The organism is Hwanghaeella grinnelliae (assembly GCF_004005845.1).
Taxonomy (GTDB): domain Bacteria; phylum Pseudomonadota; class Alphaproteobacteria; order UBA8366; family Aestuariispiraceae; genus Hwanghaeella; species Hwanghaeella grinnelliae.
The window spans coordinates 597,342-615,128 of sequence record NZ_SADE01000001.1; the positions used below are offsets into that span (position 1 = coordinate 597,342).

Here is a 17,787-nt window from a genome sequence, read left to right on the forward strand (position 1 = left end):
TGGGGGTAGGGAGGTGAAGACAATGCGTATTCTTTTCATGATCGGGCTGCTCGTGCTGTCTTTTGCGATGCCGGCACAATCGGCGCCGTTATGTGACAAGTTTGGTTTCGCGGGACTGCTGGCCAAGTGTAATCGGGAGACATTGCCGCCGATCACGCTGGCCTCAGGCAAGCCGCTTGCGGAAAAGCCCCTGCACCTTCAGTCCGGCGCCTATTACAAGATCGATATCGTCAGCGACGGATCGGCGGAGCTCGCCATCGCGGGACCGGAATTTTTCCGGGCTGTCTGGGTCAACGAGGTCGTGATCAATGATTTGGAAATCCGGCCACTTGGTCTGGATAGTTTCGAATTCGACGACGAAGGGGTGATCCATATGTCCTTCATCGCGATTAAGCCCGGCCGGTATGAGTTAAAGATTCCTGGGAGCACCGGGGAATCCCAACGTGTCGAGATTTCCATCCAGTAGGACCTTTGGTCAGGTTCCGCGAAATTCATGTTTGCGAACGCGTTATCGAATAGGGGAGTGCCATGAAAGGGTTGCGGGCTTTGTGTCTGACCGGAAGTCTGTTGTTGGTTGCAGGCAGTCCGGTTTGGGCATCTGATGACCTCACCGAGGAAGAGATCGAACGCATCAACGCCGTTCTGGGCGAGATGCAGTGTGAGATGGATGACGATGATATCGAGAAGGAAGACGATGGGTTTGATTTGGATGACGTGCTCTGTGCCGAAGGTCAATTCGACATCAAACTCGATACCGACTTTGCCGTGGTCGAGAAACGCGCCGAATAACGCGCTGGCACGGTGATGGCGACGGACGCAAACAACCTTCCTCCCTTGGCGCTGGATGTCGAAGGCGTCAGTCATTCCTATGGCTCGTTGAAAGCGCTGGATGAGGTCTCGTTGCGTGTCCCCGAAGGGGTGTTCGCCGCCTTGTTGGGCATAAACGGCGCTGGGAAGACGACGCTGTTTTCCTTGATCACACGCCTATATGACAATGTAACCGGTTCGATCAAAGTTTGGGGGCACGATGTGCGCCGCAAGCCGGGTCCTGCACTGGCCGAACTGGGGGTGGTTTTTCAAAGCCGCTCGCTCGATCGGGATTTGAGCGTCTGGCAAAATCTTTCCTATCACGCCGCCTTGCATGGGATGAGCCGATCGGAATCACGGGCGCGGGCGGAAGCGGTCGTGGATCTCGTCCGTCTTGGCGACAAAATGGACAGCCGTGTCGCCGCGCTCTCGGGCGGACAGGCGCGGCGGGCGGAAATCGCCCGCGCCTTGATGCATGGGCCCCGGCTTTTGTTGTTGGACGAGCCGACCGTGGGGCTGGATGTGAAGTCGCGCCTGGAAGTCGTCGAACTGGTCCGGGATCTTGTCTCCAAAGAAGGGGTTGGCGTGCTGTGGGCGACGCATCTGCTTGATGAAATTCGGCCGGCGGACCAGGTGACGGTGCTGCATAAAGGACAGGTGCTGGCGGATGCGCCGGCGGACGAAATTTCAGGTGAAGGAACCTTGTCCGATGCGTTTCTCGCGCTCACGGGACGGGAGGCCGCGGCATGAGCGCCGAAGAACCGAGTACATCCCTGCGTGCCCATCGCCGCCTCGGTTGGGGCGGTCGCGTATCCGCCTTCCGCGGTGTCGTCTGGCGGGAAATGCTGCGCTTCGCCAAGCAGCGCGAACGGTTTGTTTCGGCATTGGTCCGGCCGCTGGTCTGGTTGTTTATTTTTGCTGCCGGGTTCCGGTCGGTGCTGGGGCTTTCGATCACGGAACCCTATGAGACCTATGTGCTCTATGAAGTTTATGTGACCCCGGGACTGTGCGCGATGATCCAATTGTTCAACGGCATGCAATCTTCCCTCAGCATGGTCTATGACCGGGAAACCGGTGCCATGCGGACCTTGCTGGTCAGCCCGTTTCCGCGCTGGTTCCTGCTGTCGTCCAAGCTGATGGCCGGCGTAGCCGTCTCCGTCGTTCAGGTCTACGCCTTCCTGGCCGTTGCCTGGTTCTGGGACGTGGAACCACCGCGCATGGGATACATAATGGTTCTGCCGGCGCTCATCTTATCGGGTATGATGCTGGGGGCGATCGGACTGTTTCTGTCATCGACGATCCGCCAGTTGGAAAATTTCGCCGGGATCATGAATTTCGTGATCTTCCCGATGTTCTTCGCCTCCTCCGCGCTCTACCCACTTTGGCGGATGGCGGAATCCAGTGTGCTGCTACACGACATTTGCGCCCTCAACCCCTTCACCTATGCGGTCGAACTGATCCGCTTCGCCTTGTACGGGCAGTTGAACACTGTGGCGCTGGCCGTTGTCGTTGGGGTGACGATCGTGTTCCTGGGGGCGGCGATCTTCGCCTATGACCCGTCGAAGGGGCTGATTGCGAAGCGGCGCGGCGGTTGATCGCGGGCACGTAGTCCATGTTGGCCCCTACCGAATGACGCGATCCAGGTTCTTCGCCTTGGACAGGGTCGATGATGCCTCTCCGACCAGCTCGTTTAGCCGAGTGCCGGTGACGTCGGCTTCATTGAAATTCGCCCCCGTCACGTCTGTTTGGGTCATACGCGCACCGGACAGGCTGGCGCCCATCAGGTTGGCGTCGACCAAGCTGGTTTCGGTCAGGACCGCGAAATCGAAGACGACCCGGGCAAGGTTGGCCCCTTGGAAATCGGCCCCGGTCAGCGTCGCTTTGGTCAGGTCGCCGCGCATCAGCCCCATGGACTGGTTCTTCATATCGGCGGAAAGGTCTGCGTTCTTGAATGTCGCCCCGGTCAAGTCCGCCCGGGTGAAATTGGCGGGCGCCCGTGCGCCGGTGAAGTCGGTCTGCCTCAAATCCGACCGGATCAACTGAGTCTGGAACAGGTTGGCACCTTTAAGCGAGGCGCCGCGAAGGGTCGCGCTGTGCAGCCAGGCTTGATCGAGTATCGCGCGGTCCAGAATCGCGCCGACAAGCGAGGTTTTGTTCAACCGTGCCGCCCGCAGGATCGCGCCTGTGAAATCCAAACCGGAAAGGTCCAATCCATTCAGACGGGCGCCGGTCAGGTCCGCGGCAACGCCTTTTGCCTTTGCGTCGACCAGGACGGTTTCGACCTCGGCGCGAGTCATTGTCGATTCCGTCATGGCGGGGGATGTCATGTCGACGCCCTGCATGACGCTCTGCGCTGTAGCGGGCGTGGCCATCAATATTGCGGCCAGTGCGATTTTCATCAGTGTTTTCATTGATTTATAATCTGTTTTGGCTTTTTTCCCCAAGTCCAGGCTATCGGGTCGCTTGACGGGGTCAAGTAAGGTTCCCGTGAGCGTTCCCCGCCCCACCCGGTGTCAGGGCCCTTAGGGCGGCGGCCTCTGTCACCGCGTCCCTCCGGGCGCGCGGTGTTGTGATGGGCACGATGGTTTCGATAGCGGCGGGGCGGCCGCCGAGCATCACGACGCGGTCTGCAAGTGTCGCTGCCTCGACCAAATCATGGGTGACGATCAGGGTGGCGATGCGCCGGCCTTCCAGAACTTTCATGGTCAGGCGCCGCATTCGTGCCGCTGTTTCCTCGTCCAGTGAAATGAAGGGTTCGTCCATCAGCAGCGTTGCCGGGTTCGCGGCCAGTGCCCGGGCAAGCGCCAAGCGTCTTTGCTGGCCAAGCGATAGCTGCCCAGGAAAGAACTTCGCCTTGCCTTCCAGCCCGACTTCGTCGAGCAACCGGTCGATCGAGGCGCGTTCCGCCCCGGTCGTAAGCCTGAGGTTGTCCGCGGCGCTGCGCCATGGCATCAGGGTGGGGGATTGGAAAACCATGGCGATCCGGCCTGGATCGGTAACCGCCCCTTCGAAGTCCCTGTCCAACCCGGCGATGATCCGAAGCAACGTGGTTTTTCCGATGCCGGACGGACCGGTCAGGGCGACGATCTCCCCCGCGCCGACGCTCATCTCGATCCAATCCAGGATCTGCGCGCCACCGAATTTTTTGTGTCTTACTTCAACCTGCATTGCGCCACCGGCTTGCGTGCCGCTCCCAAGGTTGAAGGATCAGGTATTCGACAACCAGCATGACGATGATGAAGCTTAGCGCATAAGCCAGGACGGCGCCGACGTCGAATAGCTGAAAATAGGTGTGAATCTGAAAACCCACGCCCGTCGATGCGCCCAGCAGTTCAACGACCAGGACGATCTTCCAGATCAGTGCGATGCCGGCGCGGCCGGCAGAGGCAAAATGCGGTGCCAGTTGCGGGATCACGACATGGGCAAGCCGGGCGGCCGGTGTCATCCGGAAAACCCGCGCCATGTCGTTCAGGCCGGGATCCAGAGTACGCGCCCCTTCGCGCATCATGACCGCGACCATCGGGATTTTGTTGATCGCGACGGCGGTAATGGCGGCTGCCTCCGTCAGGCCGATCCAGATGTAGCAAAGCACGATGGTTACCAGGGCCGGCATATTCAGGAAGAAGACCAGCCAGGGATCGCCCCAGCGGTTGATCCCGCGGTTCCGCCCCATCCACAAACCTATGGCGCAGCCGACGGCCATGGCGATGACGAAGGCGGCCGCGACGCGGGCCAAAGTGGCCCCGACATGGATGAAAAGGGCGCCCGACCGGGCCTCGGCCAAAATGATCTTCCCGACGGTGACCGGTGAGGGGAAGGTGGTTTCGTTGCCGGCCAGGCCGGCCGCAACGTACCAAACGCCGATGAACAGGAAGGGAAACAAAAGGGCCGCGGGGGATATCCGCGAAAAACCCGAAGCGCCGCCCTGGTTATTCGGTTTCGACAAGGTCTACCATCCACCAACGTCTACGAAGACGCCGTCAGGCAAGGTTGTTGCTGTGCCGACCAGCTGTTCGCCGCCGAGTTGGGCCATCAGGTTGAAGAAGCGTGCGGCCGCATCCGGGTCGACAGCCTGACCGTCCGGAATGCCGGCACGGAACCCGGCTTTCAGCTTTTCAAATGCCGCGTCGTCCTCAGCTTTCATGATCGGGCGTAGGCGTTCCCACGCCGTATCGTCTTCTTCCAGGATTTTTTTTGCGGCGCGGGATGCCGCGGCGAAGCCGCGCACGCGATCGGCATGCTCGCGGACGAAATCGCCTTTCATGACATAGCCGAGCAAGGGAATGTCCGGGTCCAGTCCAAGGTCGCGGGCGGCGTCGTTGACGGAAACGAGTGTTCTGAAACCTTTTGCTTCCAGCCGCGCCAGATAGTGCCAGAAATTGACGATCCCGCCGAATTCCCCCGTCAGGGCTTTTTGATGCAAAAGCGGTGGGGCGCCAAAGACCTGTTCGGTGGACGTTTTCAGATCCATGCCGTTCTTCAATGCGTAGGCTTGCAGGATCAGCCAGCTCTTGTCCAAGGGGCCACCGGCAATGGCGATTTTCGAGTGTTTCAGATCGGCAAGGGTCTGCGCCGGTGAATTGCCCGCCACCATCACGCCCCCGACCGATTTGGAATAGGGCAGGAATACGAGATCCGCGCCCGTCGCACGCCGACGGGCCACCCAGATCCAATCGGAAACCAGGATATCGGCCTCCCCACCTTCGAACGCGATCTTGGCGGCGGCGGACCCGGCGAGGGGTTTTACCTCAAGCGTGAAGCCGTTGGCCTTGTCCAATCCGTTGTGCAGGATGGTGTCCAATTCCCAATTGACGGTTCCGAATTTCAAGACCGCAATTCGGATCGGGTCCGGGTCGGCGGCCTGTATTGGGCCGCGTATAGGACTAAAGTACAACATGACGACGACCAAAAGGCCAATCACCAGCCGAATGCGCGCCGGCATGGTTTCCTCCCGTATTTTATTGCTGTGAGTATAGGAAACGGCGGGCTCGCGGGAAATAGAACCATTGGATATGTGATGCCGACCAAGCCGCTTCGGCTGGTTCTGCCCGTTTATGTTATGCTTGCAAGTGCGCCCATGTTTCGGCGTACTTTCAAATAACAATTATACTAAAGAACATAGTGGGAGGAACCGACCGTTGGAACAGTCGTCGGTGACATGCGCGGGCGATCAGATTAAGTCCATTCTCGTGGTGGATGACCATCCCTTGTTCCGGGACGCGTTGGCGACGACGCTGCAAACCGCTTTGCCCCTGCGGACGATCCGAACCGCCAGTACATTAATGGGCGCGTTGGAGCGTTTGTCGAAAGACTTCGAACCGGACGCGATCGTTCTGGACCTCAACCTGCCGGATGTGCAGGGCGTCAGCGGATTGCTGCGTTTGAAGGCGACGGCGCCGCATACGCCGGTGATCGTCGTATCCGCCTTCGGTGAAGATAAGGTAATCGCCGCTGTCATGGCGTCCGGGGCGGCCGGTTTCGTCCGCAAGGATGCATCCCGGCAGATGCTCATCGATGCCTTCAAACGAATATGGGCGGGGGACATATATACGCCGGAAGGCTATACGCCGCCGCAGCGGGAAGACGGCACGGGCGAAGAGGTCGACGAGGCCGCCAAACGGCTTTCCAGCTTGACCGCCCAGCAGCTTCGCATCCTGGAATTGTTGTGCGAAGGAAAGTTGAACAAGCAAATCGCTTACGAACTATCTATCGCCGAAACCACGGTGAAGGCACACGTGACGGCAATTTTGCGTAAATTAGGTGTTCATACACGGACACAAGCAGTTTTGATCGCCAACGAGGCACGGATTCCCCTGGGAGCAGGGGCAGGACGGTCCTAAAATGGCGATCGAGTGACCCCGGCGCGTTAAAATAGTCGAACGAAATCGACAACGGCCGGGTGTAATGGGAGGAAAGTAAGCAGTCGATATGAACGTGCTTTCACGTCTATGGACGATTGCGGCCGAACGGCGCAACGAACTCGTCAGCGGGGTTTCGCGCAAGACCAACGCGGTGGAAGCCGTGGAGGACCTTGCTGCGCAGTTGAAGGATGTTGACGCGGCCGTCGTCCTGATCTTCGCATCACCGCATTTCGATAAAGACAAACTCGCCGATGCGTTAACGCAGAATTTTGGCGCCACACCTGTAATTGGTTGTACCACGGCTGGTGAGATCACACCGCTTGGATACGAGACGGGGACTTTGACCGGGGTTGCGTTCCCCAGGCTTCATTTCCGGTTCTCGTCGCGACTGATTACCAACCTGTCGCGGTTTTCAATCGATGATGGGTTGCGCTTTTGCCGGGAATTCGTTTCGGATTTCGGGGAGACGCCGGGTTGGAACAGTTTGGCGATACTGCTGACCGACGGCATGTGCCGGCAGGAAGAAGCCTTGCTATCGGCAATGGAACCCGGATTGGCGCCGATCCCGATCCTGGGCGGGTCCGCGGGCGATGGCTTGGATTTCAAACAGACTTTCGTCCTTCATGAAGGCAAGTTCCATTCGGACGCCGCGTTGCTTACGCTACTGGCCACAAATTTCCGGTTTACCGAATTGCGGTTCGATCACTTCTTGCCGACCGAACAGCGCATGGTGGTGACCGATGCCGATCCGGGACGCCGTTTGGTGCGGGAAATCAATGCCGAACCGGCCGCCGTGGAGTATGCGCGCGCGGTCGGCTGTTCGGTGGATGAGCTTTCCCCCTTCGTCTTTGCCACGCGGCCGACCCTGGTGCGGGTCGGCGGCAAGTATCATGTTAGGGCGATCCAAAAGGTCGAACCGGACGATGGATTGAGCTTTCTATGCGCAATCGATGAGGGATTGGTGATGACGGTCGGCCAGGCGCAGGACATCGTCGCGCATCTAGACCGCGAATTCACGGGCTTGAAAGCGAAACACGGTCAGCCGACTTTGGTATTGGGTTTCGACTGCATGCTACGTCGGTTGGAATCTGAATTGCTAAAGAAGTACAATGCCGTATCGGAACTATTGCGGCAGAATCGTGTGATAGGTTTTTCAACTTATGGGGAGCAGTATCACGGAATGCATGTTAATCAGACTTTCGTGGGGGTGGCTTTTTTCGATCCGGAGAATGAAGAAGAAACCGGCGGAGAACGCGAGAAGTAAGGGCAGGCAGTCATGGTCTCGGTTTCAGATCCTCCTATGGAGCAGATCCGCAAACTCCGTAAGATCAATGACGCCTTGATGGCGCGGGTCGAACGGTCGACGGATATTTCCGGTTCGGCCTTTGCGTTGTTCCAGACGGCGATTTCACTGGAGAACGAGGTTCGGACGCGGACACACGATTTGCAGACCGCGTTGAGCGAGTTGAGCGAGTCGAACACCCGCCTGGAACAAGCACATTCGGAGGCGGTTCGTGCCCGCCGTAATCTGGCGGATGCGATTGAGGCGGTTCAAGAAGGCTTCGGCCTGTTCGATTCCGACGACAGTATGGTGTTGTGCAACCAGCGTTTCCGGATGCTGTGCCCGGACGTATCCGAACATATGAAGCCGGGCTTGAGCTTCAACCAATATGTCCGCCTTGTTTCCGAAAGCTCGGAACTGGACTTGGCGCAAGGTAAGACGTCGGAAGATTGGCTGAAATTTCGTGTCGGCATGCATGGTAAGCCGCATGCGACCTTTACCGTGGCCCTGAAAGGGGACCGTTGGATTCAGGTGTCGGAACGTCACACGGCGAACGGGGCGACGGCGATCCTGCAAACCGATGTGACCGACATGGTCCGGCGCGAGCGGCGCGAGCGTGACAAAATCCTGGATCGGCATGCCCGCCTGGCCCGCGCGACCTTGGACCATATGAGCCAAGGGGTCTGTACCTTCGACGACGACATGCGCCTTGCGGATTACAACACGCGGTTCCGGGCGCTGTTGAATTTGTCCTATGACATTGTGAAGCCGGGCACCAGTTTGCGGCGGATTGTCGACGCGCTTTATTCCGGTGGGACGATGCATTCGGACCTGACGCCGGCCGGCCTTTGGCGTTGGGTTGCCCGCCGACAACCGCGCCCGCCTATTCATGCGGAATACCGCCGTATCGATGGAATGATCATCGATATCCGGATGCGGGATATGCCGGGCGGCGGATTTGTCGCCAGTTTCACCGATGTCACCGCCGAACGGAAAGCGGTGGAAGCGCTTCATAAGGCGAACGAAAACTTGGAGCTGCGCGTTGCGGAACGAACCGCCGCGCTGACCGAGGCGAATGAAGCGCTGACGCGTGAGAATACAGAGCGTGAACAGATCGGCGAAGCCCTGCGCGAAGCGAAGGAAGCGGCCGAAGCGGCCAATATGTCGAAGACGCGCTTCCTGGCCGCGGCGAGCCACGATTTGTTGCAGCCAATGAACGCGGCAAAACTCTTCATTTCGACATTGGGGGAGATGGCGCTGGAAGCGCCCCAGGCCGAGGTCCTGAAACGTTTGTCGGGCGCGTTCACCTCTATCGAGACCTTACTGCACGCTCTGCTGGAGATATCGCGGTTGGATGCCGGCGGCGCCGAATTTACGGTAAGCAATTTCCCGGTCTCCAGTTTTCTTGAGCCCTTGGAGCAGGAGTTCAAACCCCTGGCCGCGGCGAAGGGGCTGAAGTTGCGGGTGCGGCCTTCCAAGCTGCATATACGCTCGGATCCCCGGTATTTCCGGCGGATTGCCCAGAACCTCGTCGCCAACGCGGTGACCTACACCCGTACCGGCTCCATCTTGGTGGGCTGCCGTCAACGTGGGGACACGGTTCGCTTTGAAGTGTGGGATACCGGGCCGGGAATGAAGCAGGAGGATCACGAAAGGATCTTCGAGGAATTCCAACGCCTGGATGATACGATCGAGAACCGGGGCATGGGGCTTGGCTTGTCGATCGTGAAGCGGTCGTGCCGGTTGCTCGATCTGCCGCTTGGCCTGCGATCGGAACCGGGGCGTGGGTCTGTGTTTTATGTCGACGCGCCGATCGCCCCGACAATAACGGCTTCCGCGCCGGACATGACGGATGATCTTGCACAGGAACAGTCGGCGGGCATGAACCTGATCGCCGCGGTGGTGGAGAACGAACCGGAAGTCCTCTACGCGATGACCACGACATTGGAAGGCTGGGGCGCCAGTGTCGCCCCGGCACTATCCACGGATGAGGCTTGCGCCGCGATCGCGGAATTGGGCCTGCCGCCTGACATTATCATCGCGGACTATCACCTGAACGGCGATGATACCGGCCTGCGATCGATCAGGGAATTGCGGTCGGCTTGGGGCGCGAATATCCCGGCCGTTTTGGTCACCGCGGACAGAAGCGCCGAATTGGCTGCTACGGCCCGGGAAATGGGCGTCGACGTACTTTCCAAGCCCGTGGAGCCCCGAAAATTGCGATCGCTGATCACGTGGCGCGGCATGGCGACTGTATGACGGAGAAGGTGAAATACGGGTTGAACAGCCTTCGTTTCCGGTTGGTGGCCGGGGCGCTGGTTATCGCACTCGTTGCGGTATTCACGGGCTTGTTGGCGGCTTATGGCGCGGCGGAAACCGTGAACCGGATAAGCCAGTCCGTCGCGGCGCAACACAGGATGGAAATCCTTTCCAGCTTGTCGGCGCGGATCAGTGATTATGCGGTTGTGGGGGTAGAGGCCGATGGGGCCAATGTGCCCGTCGAAGTCCGCAACGCGCGGCTGCAATCACAGGCGGAGTTGGTGGACGAAGCTTTCGAGCGGATGGAAAAGGCGCTGGCCGGCGCGGTCGAAGAATCGCGCTCGATGGGTGAAACGGAACAAATGCGTCGCGCCACGCGCAGTTTGGTTCTGGCACGCATGAAGGCGCAGTATCGGGCCTTGCGCCGGTCGCTGGAGGAAGCGGATTCCGGCAAGCATCTGCGCGCGCATCTTGACAGTTTCGCGACCCAGTTCTCTCCATTGCTGAACGAAGCGATCGCGGATGAGCGGCGTGACCGAGACGCGGCCTCGCGAAGCGTCGAGGAATTGCACGACTTGATGATCTATTTGGCGGTCGGCGCCGGTGTGATCGCCATCGCCTTGGTGATCCTTTTCTATCGGCTTCTGATCAGACCGCTGATCTATCATCTGAACCGGGTGGCGGTGGCGGCCAGCGATATCGGCAGCGGTGACCTGGACATCGACCTGCCTGTGACCCGGCGCGACGAATTGGGCGCCCTGTTCGGTGTCATCAACTCCATGGCCGAGCGCTTGCGGCAGCGCCGGTCAGCCGTCGATAGCGACCGCGCCCAGTTGAACGAGACAATCGCCACGCGGACAGCCGAACTCTCGGAAGCAAATGGCAGGCTGTCCTTGATCGACTCTGAACGACGCCGTTTTTTCGCCGATGTGGGGCATGAACTGCGGACGCCGCTGACGGTTATCCTCGCTGAATCCGAATTGGCGTTGAAGGAAGGCGTAAACCCGGCCGAGGCGGTCGATGCCTTGTCCGTAATACGGTCCCGCGCGGTCCGGCTGAATCGCCGGATAGACGATCTGTTGCGTGTGGCCCGGTCTGAGACCGGGCAGGTCGAGCTGGATTCCAGGCCGTTCGACGTCGCGACGGCGGCGGAGGAGGCGGTCGCGGATATGGCCCCCTTGGCGAAACGGCATGACCTAAAGATCTACACAGCGTTTGAGGCGGCGCCGACAATCGGCGATGCGGATTGGTGCCGGCAAGTGATTTGCGGCCTTATCGAAAACGCCGTGAAGCATTCGCCGAAAGGCGCCGTCATTGAGGTTTCCACGCAAGTGACTGACGGTCAGGTGGAACTCGTCATTCTGGACGAAGGTGAAGGTCTAGTCGAAGGGGACGTGGAGCGCGTGTTCGGCAGGTTCGCTCGGGGCGCGCGTGAGGTGATGGGGTCCGGCTTCGGCGTCGGGCTGGCATTGGCGCGCTGGGTCGTCGATCAGCAATCGGGAAGCATTGAGATCAACAGTCCGGCGCCCCGGCCGCCGAAAGGCGGCACGCTTGGCGGACGCGGCGCGCAAGTCGTTGTCCGCCTGCCAGTTCAATCGGGTGCGCAGGTGGGCGCACAGACAAGAAAGGTGAGCAATGGCTGAGTCCCCGCCACGTGTCCTGATTGTCGAAGATGACGAGGACATCGCGTCTGCTTTGTCACGCGGCCTTGCGCGCGAAGGGTACGACCCCGTTATCGCGTTGGATGTTTCATCCGCAACGGACTTGGCCAACGACGGCTGCGATGCGGCAATTGTCGACGTCATGTTGGGGGAGCACAGCGGCACCGACCTTGTCCGGCAATTGCGCGCGGGCGGCATGAGTGCGCCGATTATTATTTTGAGTGCCCTTTCGGGGGTCGACGAGCGGACAAACGGGTTGGATGCCGGCGCCGACGACTATGTCGCCAAGCCGTTCGAGTTCTCGGAACTTGTCGCGCGGCTGAAGGTACAGGAACGGCGGCGGCTTGCTGAAGCGACTGAAGTTCTGACCGTGTCCGGTTTGAAATACGACGTAGAAACACGCGCTGTGGAAGGGGATGGCCGCACCATAACGCTGACCGAGCGCGAGGGCGACCTGTTGGCCTATCTGATGCGCCGTGCGGGCCATATCGTCAGCCGGGGCGATATATTCGATTCCCTTTGGCTTGTCGGCGGTGGTTCTTCGGAAAACGTCGTTGATGTCTATATCGGATACCTGAGGCGTAAACTGGCACCTTTGTCGAATTTCGGCATCGATATCAGAACTGTAAGAGGTAGAGGGTTCATGTTGATGGAGAGTTCGGATGATTAAGGGGCTGAAAACCGTTTTGGGTGTTGCCACGGTGCTTCTTCTGCCTGTCGCTGCGGTGGCAGGCCCGGCCAGCGACCGGCTGTTCGCCGAAGGGGTTCTGCAGGCTGTCGAGCCTGGAACGGAGCTTGTCTATGGCCATGTCCGCGAAGGGGCCGAAGAAAACGAGCTTGTTCGTTGGATCGACGATGGAGAAGTGCATGTCACTCTTCAGAAAAGCCAGGACGGGTCCAAAGAAGCGGTTATATCGATGCTGTCGGACGGGAAGGTCCAACGCCGGATGAACCCTTTGCCGGTGTCGATCGGCAATCCGATACTGCTCACCTTTTTGGAATCGAGCCTTCGGGCCATGGCGAATATCACGGGCGGCAGCCCCTTTTATATTCGCAACAGGATGAAGGCCGCTTTGCGCGATACGGGAACGGTCACGCCTGTAAAGGCGATGATCGGTGACAAGACGGTCGATGCCGAACAGATCACCTTTATTCCCTTCCTGCATGATCAGAACCGGCAGCGAATGGGGGAATTCGCGGATCTTGAACTGCGTTTCATCCTGTCAGATCAGGCGCCAGGCGGGTTTATTCTGTTCTCCGCGGAAACCAGGCCAAAGTCGGATGGCGCCGTTACCTTCCGCGAACAAATCACCTACCGCACCGCTATGTTGGGAGAGTGAGTATGTTGAGAAAATTGGCGACCCTGGCGCCGGCCGTCGCCCTCGCATTTACCTTCGTTTTCAGCGTCGCCACAGCCCAGGCCCAGAACGCCTCGCCACTTCCGACCGGGTTCAACGATTATCCGACGGAAACGCGGGCGGATTATGTCTTCGCCTGTATGGTAACGAACGGACAGACGCGCGATATGTTGAGCCGTTGTTCCTGTTCGATCGACGTCATCGCTACAATTCTGCCGTATGATGACTATGTCTCCGCTGAAACCGTCCTGTCGATGCGGCAGTCAGCGGGGGAAAAAATGGCGATTTTCCGGCACGCGCAATTCACCAATACGGTTGTCGCAGATCTGCGGCGCGCCCAGGCGGAGGCGGAGATCCGCTGCTTCTGATCATCTGGGGCTTTCCCGGCAGGCCCGGCCCGGCGCAAGATGGGACCGCAAATTTTTGTTTGAGGTTGGACCATGACAAGCGTCAATGCGGGCGTCCTAATCGGTTTGGATTGGGGCACGACGTCGCTTCGCGCTCATCTGCTCGATTCTGACGGTCAGGTGCTCGACCGGCGCAGTTCGGCGGAAGGGATCCTCGCCGACCAAAAAGGCGGCTTCGCGGAGACGTTCCAGCGTGTCACCGGCGGTTGGTTCGATGTTTTGCCGAGTGTGCCTGTCGTGGCTTCCGGCATGATCACCAGTCGAAACGGTTGGGTTGAGACGCCGTATGTTTCTGTCCCCGCAGGGATTGATGAACTTGCGTCCTCCCTGGTGCCGTTCGATGTGTCGCCTTCCTGCACGATTCATTTCGTTTGCGGCATGGATCAGGACCCGCCCGGCGGCACGCCTGATATCATGCGGGGGGAGGAAACGCAGATTGTTGGCTGCCTTTCCCCTGGTTGCTCTTCCTTGGCGAAGGGCGCCGCAGGTCTGTTCGTCATGCCGGGTACACACAGCAAATGGATCAGCGTTTGTGAGGGAAACCTGGACCGGTTCGATACCTATATGACGGGCGAGGTCTTTGCCGTCTTGAAGGAACATTCGATCCTGGGCCGGTTGATGGAAACGGGGGGCGGCCCCATGACCGGCGGGTTCGAGCGCGGCGTTTCCGCGCGGTTGGATTCCGAAGCGTCACTGCTCAGGCATATTTTCAGCAGCCGGACCCTGGCGCTTTTTGACCGCCTCGAACCGGGCGAAATAGCTGACTATCTGTCTGGCCTTCTGATCGGCGAAGAGGTGCGGTCCGCTATGCGAGACTTTGACGGCAAAGATGACGGGGACTCCTCTGTAACCATTGTCGGCAGCGGTGCGCTGACGGATAGATATCGTGTGGCGCTGGCGCTGGCGGGGATCACCGCGGCGCCAGCACCCGAAGACGCGGCGGCACGGGGACATTTTTCAATCGCTCGACAGGCCGGACTGATCGATGGTTGAGCGGCGGTTTAGAGATATGGGAAGGGACCTCGTCAGATGAATTCATGGGCTGACAATTTTGGCGAACTGCCGTTGATCGCGATCCTGCGAGGCGTTGCGCCCGATGACGTGATTGGCGTCGCCGCGGCGTTGCACGACGCGGGGTTTCGGGTGGTTGAGGTGCCGCTCAATTCACCGGACCCGCTGCGGAGTATTGCCCTCTTGTCGGCCGAATTCGGCGACCGGATGACCATCGGCGGTGGGACGGTGTTGACGGCGGATCAGGTCGACGCTGTCCATGGGGCGGGTGGAAAGCTGATCGTGGCGCCGAACCTGAACGATACTGTTGCAGCACGTTCCATCGCGTTCGATATGATCTATTGTCCCGGCGTTATGACCCCGACGGAGGCGTTCCGGGCGTTGGAGCTGGGCGCGTCGGCGATAAAGCTGTTTCCGGCGGAACTGATCCCACCCATCGGATTGAAGGCGATGAAGGCGGTGCTGCCGAAGACGGTTTGCACCATCCCTGTTGGCGGTATCACGCCGGACACGATGGCCCCCTATTTGAAAGTAGGGGCGTCGGGTTTCGGTTTGGGCTCGGCCCTTTACCGGCCGGGCGATACCGGGGCGGAGGTAGGGCCCAAGGCCCGTGCTTTCGCCGCGCGCTTCCGGGACCTGATGTCGGCGGGGTGATCATCGCCGCCTTTTGTGTCCGTCCTATGTGTGCAGTGGTGAGCCCGCGGACGGTTCCCGCATTTGGTACGGCAAACTGACAGTGAAAGTCGTGCCTTCGCCCAATTGACTGGAAACTTCCATCGTTCCACCCAAGGCCGCCGTCAGTTTCGTGCAGATATAGATACCCAGGCCGGTGCCGCGTTCGTTGCTCGGCGCGGTCGATGTTCCATCGGACAGGAATGGCTCACCGATCTTGTCGACCAGTTCCTGAGGCATCCCGGCACCGTTGTCGATGACGGATACTGCTATTCGGCCGTCTTTCGGCGCGTGCCATTCGACGGTGACGGACCCTGTCGGGTCTGTATGTTTGCAGGAATTGGAAATCAGATTGTTCAGGATTTGGATCAACGACCGGCGATCCATGTAGACATCTTGTGGGCATTCGTCGGACACGACGAGATCGATGGCCACATTCTTTTCCAGCGCGATCGGCGCGAAACCTTCAATAATCTCCCTCGAACATTCGACTAGGTCGAAGACCTGCGGACGCAGGGTGAACTTGCCACTGTCCAGTCTGGCGGTGTCCAGGATGTCGTCGACGATAGACAGCAACAACGACCCGCTTTTGTGGATGTTCTGCAGATAACCACGGTATTTATCGTTTTCCAGTGGGCCGCCCACTTCACTCAGGATCATGTCCGAGAACCCCATGATCGCATTCAAAGGCGTCCGCAGGTCATGGCTGATATTGGCCAGGAATTCCGATTTCGAGTGAACGGCTTCCTCAGCCGCTTCCTTTGCTGCGCGGAGTTCCTCTTCGTTTTTCTTAATTTCGGTCACGTCGATTTGGATGCTGACGAAACCACCAGCTCCGAACGGGCGGTCGCTTGTCTTGATCCATCGTCCGTCTTTCAAGCGAACGATGAACGAGCCCTCCAGTCTCTGCCGAAATTCCGCCTTGCGGCGGAGATAGTCGTCATCGTCCCCGAATTCGTCTCCAACGACCACATTGCCGCGTTCCACGTCGATACGGCCCAATTCCGCGAAATGAACGCCAGGGCGCGCTTCTTGTTCCGAATAGCCGTACAATTCTCTGAAACTGCGGTTGCAGGCGACGAGCAGACCGTCCTTGTCATAGATGACGATCGCTTCGGAACTGTTGTCGAAAGCCTCGGCATAGGCTTGTCTTTGACTGGTATCTTCCAGTTGTCGGCGCAAAGCTGCGTTCTCTGCGCGGGCCGCTTCCAGGTCCGCCTTCAGACGAGTCACTTCGCTCATGCTTGAGTTGCCGACGTTATCCGTCGCCTTGCCGGAAGAAAGGGCGCGGACGCTGTCATCCATGTGACCATACCCCTTCTTTCCCTAACCCGCACGACGCATGCTTGTATTCACTTGAAACATTAGATTACCAGCAATGATATAATAGGGTTTGGGACGAATTGTCGATGCCCATGGACGATCGTATGATGAAAACCATGCCGAACGGCATTTCGGTCCGCGCAACAGCGGTTTGACGATCGTCAGGCGGGCGGGGCAAAGTCCCTCAACGAAAAAAATATTTGATATTTGGGAGGATCAAGATGAGCGCCAACCCCTATACCGGCGTCTGGCCGGTAGCACCGACACCATTCAGCGAATCCGGCGCGGTTGATTATGACGGCATGCGTCGTGTCATTGATTGCATGGTCGATCAGGGGGTCGACGGGATTTGCATTCTGGCCAATTTCTCAGAACAGTTTCTGTTGTCGGACGAGGAACGCGCCTCGCTGACAAGGGTTTGCCTGGAACAGGCCGATGGCCGAGTCCCGGTGATCGTCACAGCCTCCCATTTTTCGACCGCTATCGTCGAAGCGCGCGCGCGGGAAGCGGCCGCGATGGGCGCGGCCATGATCATGCTGATGCCACCCTATCACGGCGCGTTGCTGCGCGCTGATGAGGAAGGGATTTACGAGCATTTCAAGATGGCGGCGGAAGCCGGCGGCATCCCGATCATGGTTCAGGATGCGCCGCTGTCCGGTGTCACGCTCTCCATACCGTTTCTGGTCCGACTGGCGCGGGAGATCGAGCAGGTCAAATTGTTCAAAATCGAAACGCCGCAGGCGGCCGCCAAGTTGCGGGCATTGATCGCGGCCGGCGGCGACGCCATTGAGGGGCCTTTCGACGGTGAGGAAGCGATTAATTTGATCCCGGACTTGGATGCGGGGGCGACCGGTTCGATGACGTCTGCGACCCTTCCGGACCTCATCCGTCCTGCAGTTATTGCGCACCTTGCCGGGCGCAGGGATGAAGCGAAGGAAATCTATGCCAGGCTGCTTCCGTTGATCAATTTTGAGAACCGGCAATGCGGCTGGCGGTCCTGCAAGACGGTCATGAAGGAAGGCGGCGTGATTGCGTCGGACCATGTCCGACACCCGACGCGGCCCATGCATCCCGATACGCGTGACCAACTGCTTGAACTGGCCCGGGAGGTCGACCCATTGGCCCTACGTTGGGGGAAGTAAATCG

19 protein-coding genes are annotated in these 17,787 nt (G+C 59.2%); 14 read left to right on the forward strand and 5 right to left on the reverse strand.

Features of this window, described 5'->3' with window-relative positions; all coding sequences use genetic code 11:
- The first annotated feature begins 22 nt into the window (after nt 1-22).
- The 4 genes from EOI86_RS02650 to EOI86_RS02665 all read left to right on the forward strand — a co-directional run bounded on the left by EOI86_RS02650 (nt 23) and on the right by EOI86_RS02665 (nt 2,402).
- A complete protein-coding gene (locus EOI86_RS02650) occupies nt 23-466 on the forward strand; it encodes a hypothetical protein (protein ID WP_127763585.1) in 444 nt (147 codons plus the stop codon).
- 62 nt (nt 467-528) lie between these two features.
- Nucleotides 529-789 carry a PepSY domain-containing protein gene (locus EOI86_RS02655; RefSeq protein WP_127763586.1) on the forward strand — a complete coding sequence of 87 codons (261 nt, stop codon included), beginning with the start codon at nt 529-531 and terminating at the stop codon, nt 787-789.
- Between the two features lie 15 nt (nt 790-804).
- A complete protein-coding gene (locus tag EOI86_RS02660) occupies nt 805-1,557 on the forward strand; it encodes an ABC transporter ATP-binding protein (protein ID WP_127763587.1) in 753 nt (250 codons plus the stop codon).
- Complete coding sequence (locus EOI86_RS02665) at nt 1,554-2,402, forward strand: ABC transporter permease (protein ID WP_127763588.1); 849 nt, start codon at nt 1,554-1,556, stop codon at nt 2,400-2,402. Before EOI86_RS02660 ends, EOI86_RS02665 begins: the two co-directional genes overlap by 4 nt.
- Nucleotides 2,403-2,429: 27 nt before the next feature.
- On the opposite strand, the gene EOI86_RS02670 is transcribed toward EOI86_RS02665, so the two are convergent.
- The 4 genes from EOI86_RS02670 to EOI86_RS02685 all read right to left on the reverse strand — a co-directional run bounded on the left by EOI86_RS02670 (nt 2,430) and on the right by EOI86_RS02685 (nt 5,749).
- Complete coding sequence (locus tag EOI86_RS02670) at nt 2,430-3,206, reverse strand: pentapeptide repeat-containing protein (RefSeq protein WP_205032032.1); 777 nt, start codon at nt 3,204-3,206, stop codon at nt 2,430-2,432.
- A gap of 73 nt (nt 3,207-3,279) precedes the next feature.
- Nucleotides 3,280-3,975: an ABC transporter ATP-binding protein gene (locus EOI86_RS02675; protein WP_127763590.1), complete on the reverse strand. Its 696-nt coding sequence runs from the start codon at nt 3,973-3,975 to the stop codon at nt 3,280-3,282.
- On the reverse strand, nt 3,965-4,753 hold the full coding sequence (locus EOI86_RS02680) for an ABC transporter permease (protein ID WP_240035556.1): 789 nt from the start codon (nt 4,751-4,753) through the stop codon (nt 3,965-3,967). Before EOI86_RS02680 ends, EOI86_RS02675 begins: the two co-directional genes overlap by 11 nt.
- Nucleotides 4,754-4,756: 3 nt before the next feature.
- Nucleotides 4,757-5,749: an ABC transporter substrate-binding protein gene (locus EOI86_RS02685; RefSeq protein WP_127763591.1), complete on the reverse strand. Its 993-nt coding sequence runs from the start codon at nt 5,747-5,749 to the stop codon at nt 4,757-4,759.
- A 196-nt stretch (nt 5,750-5,945) separates the two neighbouring features.
- On the opposite strand from EOI86_RS02685, the gene EOI86_RS02690 reads away from it, so the two are divergent.
- The 9 genes from EOI86_RS02690 (at nt 5,946) to EOI86_RS02730 (ending at nt 15,300) form a co-directional block, all read left to right on the forward strand.
- Entirely contained in the window at nt 5,946-6,647 is a 702-nt protein-coding gene (locus EOI86_RS02690; RefSeq protein WP_240035557.1) for a response regulator, read from the forward strand.
- An 88-nt stretch (nt 6,648-6,735) separates the two neighbouring features.
- Nucleotides 6,736-7,932, forward strand: a complete 1,197-nt coding sequence (locus tag EOI86_RS02695; protein WP_127763593.1) for an FIST N-terminal domain-containing protein — start codon at nt 6,736-6,738, stop codon at nt 7,930-7,932.
- A gap of 36 nt (nt 7,933-7,968) precedes the next feature.
- On the forward strand, nt 7,969-10,209 hold the full coding sequence (locus tag EOI86_RS02700) for a hybrid sensor histidine kinase/response regulator (RefSeq protein ID WP_161973657.1): 2,241 nt from the start codon (nt 7,969-7,971) through the stop codon (nt 10,207-10,209).
- Nucleotides 10,206-11,852 (forward strand): sensor histidine kinase, encoded by a 1,647-nt coding sequence (locus EOI86_RS02705; RefSeq protein ID WP_127763595.1) that lies wholly within the window; start codon nt 10,206-10,208, stop codon nt 11,850-11,852. The genes EOI86_RS02700 and EOI86_RS02705 overlap by 4 nt, the downstream gene beginning before the upstream one ends.
- The gene (locus tag EOI86_RS02710) at nt 11,845-12,540 is read left to right on the forward strand and encodes a response regulator transcription factor (RefSeq protein WP_127763596.1); all 696 of its coding nucleotides are present in this window, start codon (nt 11,845-11,847) and stop codon (nt 12,538-12,540) included. Before EOI86_RS02705 ends, EOI86_RS02710 begins: the two co-directional genes overlap by 8 nt.
- Nucleotides 12,533-13,210 carry a hypothetical protein gene (locus EOI86_RS02715; protein WP_127763597.1) on the forward strand — a complete coding sequence of 226 codons (678 nt, stop codon included), beginning with the start codon at nt 12,533-12,535 and terminating at the stop codon, nt 13,208-13,210. Before EOI86_RS02710 ends, EOI86_RS02715 begins: the two co-directional genes overlap by 8 nt.
- Nucleotides 13,211-13,212: 2 nt before the next feature.
- On the forward strand, nt 13,213-13,596 hold the full coding sequence (locus EOI86_RS02720) for a hypothetical protein (protein WP_127763598.1): 384 nt from the start codon (nt 13,213-13,215) through the stop codon (nt 13,594-13,596).
- A 72-nt stretch (nt 13,597-13,668) separates the two neighbouring features.
- Complete coding sequence (locus EOI86_RS02725) at nt 13,669-14,628, forward strand: 2-dehydro-3-deoxygalactonokinase (RefSeq protein WP_127763599.1); 960 nt, start codon at nt 13,669-13,671, stop codon at nt 14,626-14,628.
- Nucleotides 14,629-14,664: 36 nt separating this feature from the next.
- Nucleotides 14,665-15,300, forward strand: coding sequence for a 2-dehydro-3-deoxy-6-phosphogalactonate aldolase (locus EOI86_RS02730; protein ID WP_127763600.1), 636 nt, complete (start codon nt 14,665-14,667; stop codon nt 15,298-15,300).
- Nucleotides 15,301-15,324: 24 nt separating this feature from the next.
- On the opposite strand, the gene EOI86_RS02735 is transcribed toward EOI86_RS02730, so the two are convergent.
- Entirely contained in the window at nt 15,325-16,623 is a 1,299-nt protein-coding gene (locus EOI86_RS02735) for a sensor histidine kinase (protein ID WP_127763601.1), read from the reverse strand.
- Between the two features lie 239 nt (nt 16,624-16,862).
- On the opposite strand from EOI86_RS02735, the gene EOI86_RS02740 reads away from it, so the two are divergent.
- On the forward strand, nt 16,863-17,783 hold the full coding sequence (locus tag EOI86_RS02740; protein WP_127763602.1) for a dihydrodipicolinate synthase family protein: 921 nt from the start codon (nt 16,863-16,865) through the stop codon (nt 17,781-17,783).
- The last annotated feature ends 4 nt before the right edge of the window (nt 17,784-17,787 follow it).

What these genes read in the sequence shown, in the direction of transcription:
- EOI86_RS02660 (WP_127763587.1), top strand. Translation starts at nt 805, where the DNA reads ATGGCGACGGACGCAAACAACCTTCCTCCCTTGGCGCTGGATGTCGAA.
- EOI86_RS02650 (WP_127763585.1), top strand. Translation starts at nt 23, where the DNA reads ATGCGTATTCTTTTCATGATCGGGCTGCTCGTGCTGTCTTTTGCGATG.
- EOI86_RS02725 (WP_127763599.1), top strand. Translation starts at nt 13,669, where the DNA reads ATGACAAGCGTCAATGCGGGCGTCCTAATCGGTTTGGATTGGGGCACG.
- EOI86_RS02715 (WP_127763597.1), top strand. Translation starts at nt 12,533, where the DNA reads ATGATTAAGGGGCTGAAAACCGTTTTGGGTGTTGCCACGGTGCTTCTT.
- EOI86_RS02735 (WP_127763601.1), bottom strand. Translation starts at nt 16,623, where the DNA reads ATGGATGACAGCGTCCGCGCCCTTTCTTCCGGCAAGGCGACGGATAAC.
- EOI86_RS02665 (WP_127763588.1), top strand. Translation starts at nt 1,554, where the DNA reads ATGAGCGCCGAAGAACCGAGTACATCCCTGCGTGCCCATCGCCGCCTC.
- EOI86_RS02730 (WP_127763600.1), top strand. Translation starts at nt 14,665, where the DNA reads ATGAATTCATGGGCTGACAATTTTGGCGAACTGCCGTTGATCGCGATC.
- EOI86_RS02695 (WP_127763593.1), top strand. Translation starts at nt 6,736, where the DNA reads ATGAACGTGCTTTCACGTCTATGGACGATTGCGGCCGAACGGCGCAAC.
- EOI86_RS02685 (WP_127763591.1), bottom strand. Translation starts at nt 5,749, where the DNA reads ATGCCGGCGCGCATTCGGCTGGTGATTGGCCTTTTGGTCGTCGTCATG.
- EOI86_RS02705 (WP_127763595.1), top strand. Translation starts at nt 10,206, where the DNA reads ATGACGGAGAAGGTGAAATACGGGTTGAACAGCCTTCGTTTCCGGTTG.
- EOI86_RS02740 (WP_127763602.1), top strand. Translation starts at nt 16,863, where the DNA reads ATGAGCGCCAACCCCTATACCGGCGTCTGGCCGGTAGCACCGACACCA.
- EOI86_RS02655 (WP_127763586.1), top strand. Translation starts at nt 529, where the DNA reads ATGAAAGGGTTGCGGGCTTTGTGTCTGACCGGAAGTCTGTTGTTGGTT.
- EOI86_RS02700 (WP_161973657.1), top strand. Translation starts at nt 7,969, where the DNA reads ATGGAGCAGATCCGCAAACTCCGTAAGATCAATGACGCCTTGATGGCG.
- EOI86_RS02720 (WP_127763598.1), top strand. Translation starts at nt 13,213, where the DNA reads ATGTTGAGAAAATTGGCGACCCTGGCGCCGGCCGTCGCCCTCGCATTT.
- EOI86_RS02710 (WP_127763596.1), top strand. Translation starts at nt 11,845, where the DNA reads ATGGCTGAGTCCCCGCCACGTGTCCTGATTGTCGAAGATGACGAGGAC.
- EOI86_RS02670 (WP_205032032.1), bottom strand. Translation starts at nt 3,206, where the DNA reads ATGAAAATCGCACTGGCCGCAATATTGATGGCCACGCCCGCTACAGCG.
- EOI86_RS02675 (WP_127763590.1), bottom strand. Translation starts at nt 3,975, where the DNA reads ATGCAGGTTGAAGTAAGACACAAAAAATTCGGTGGCGCGCAGATCCTG.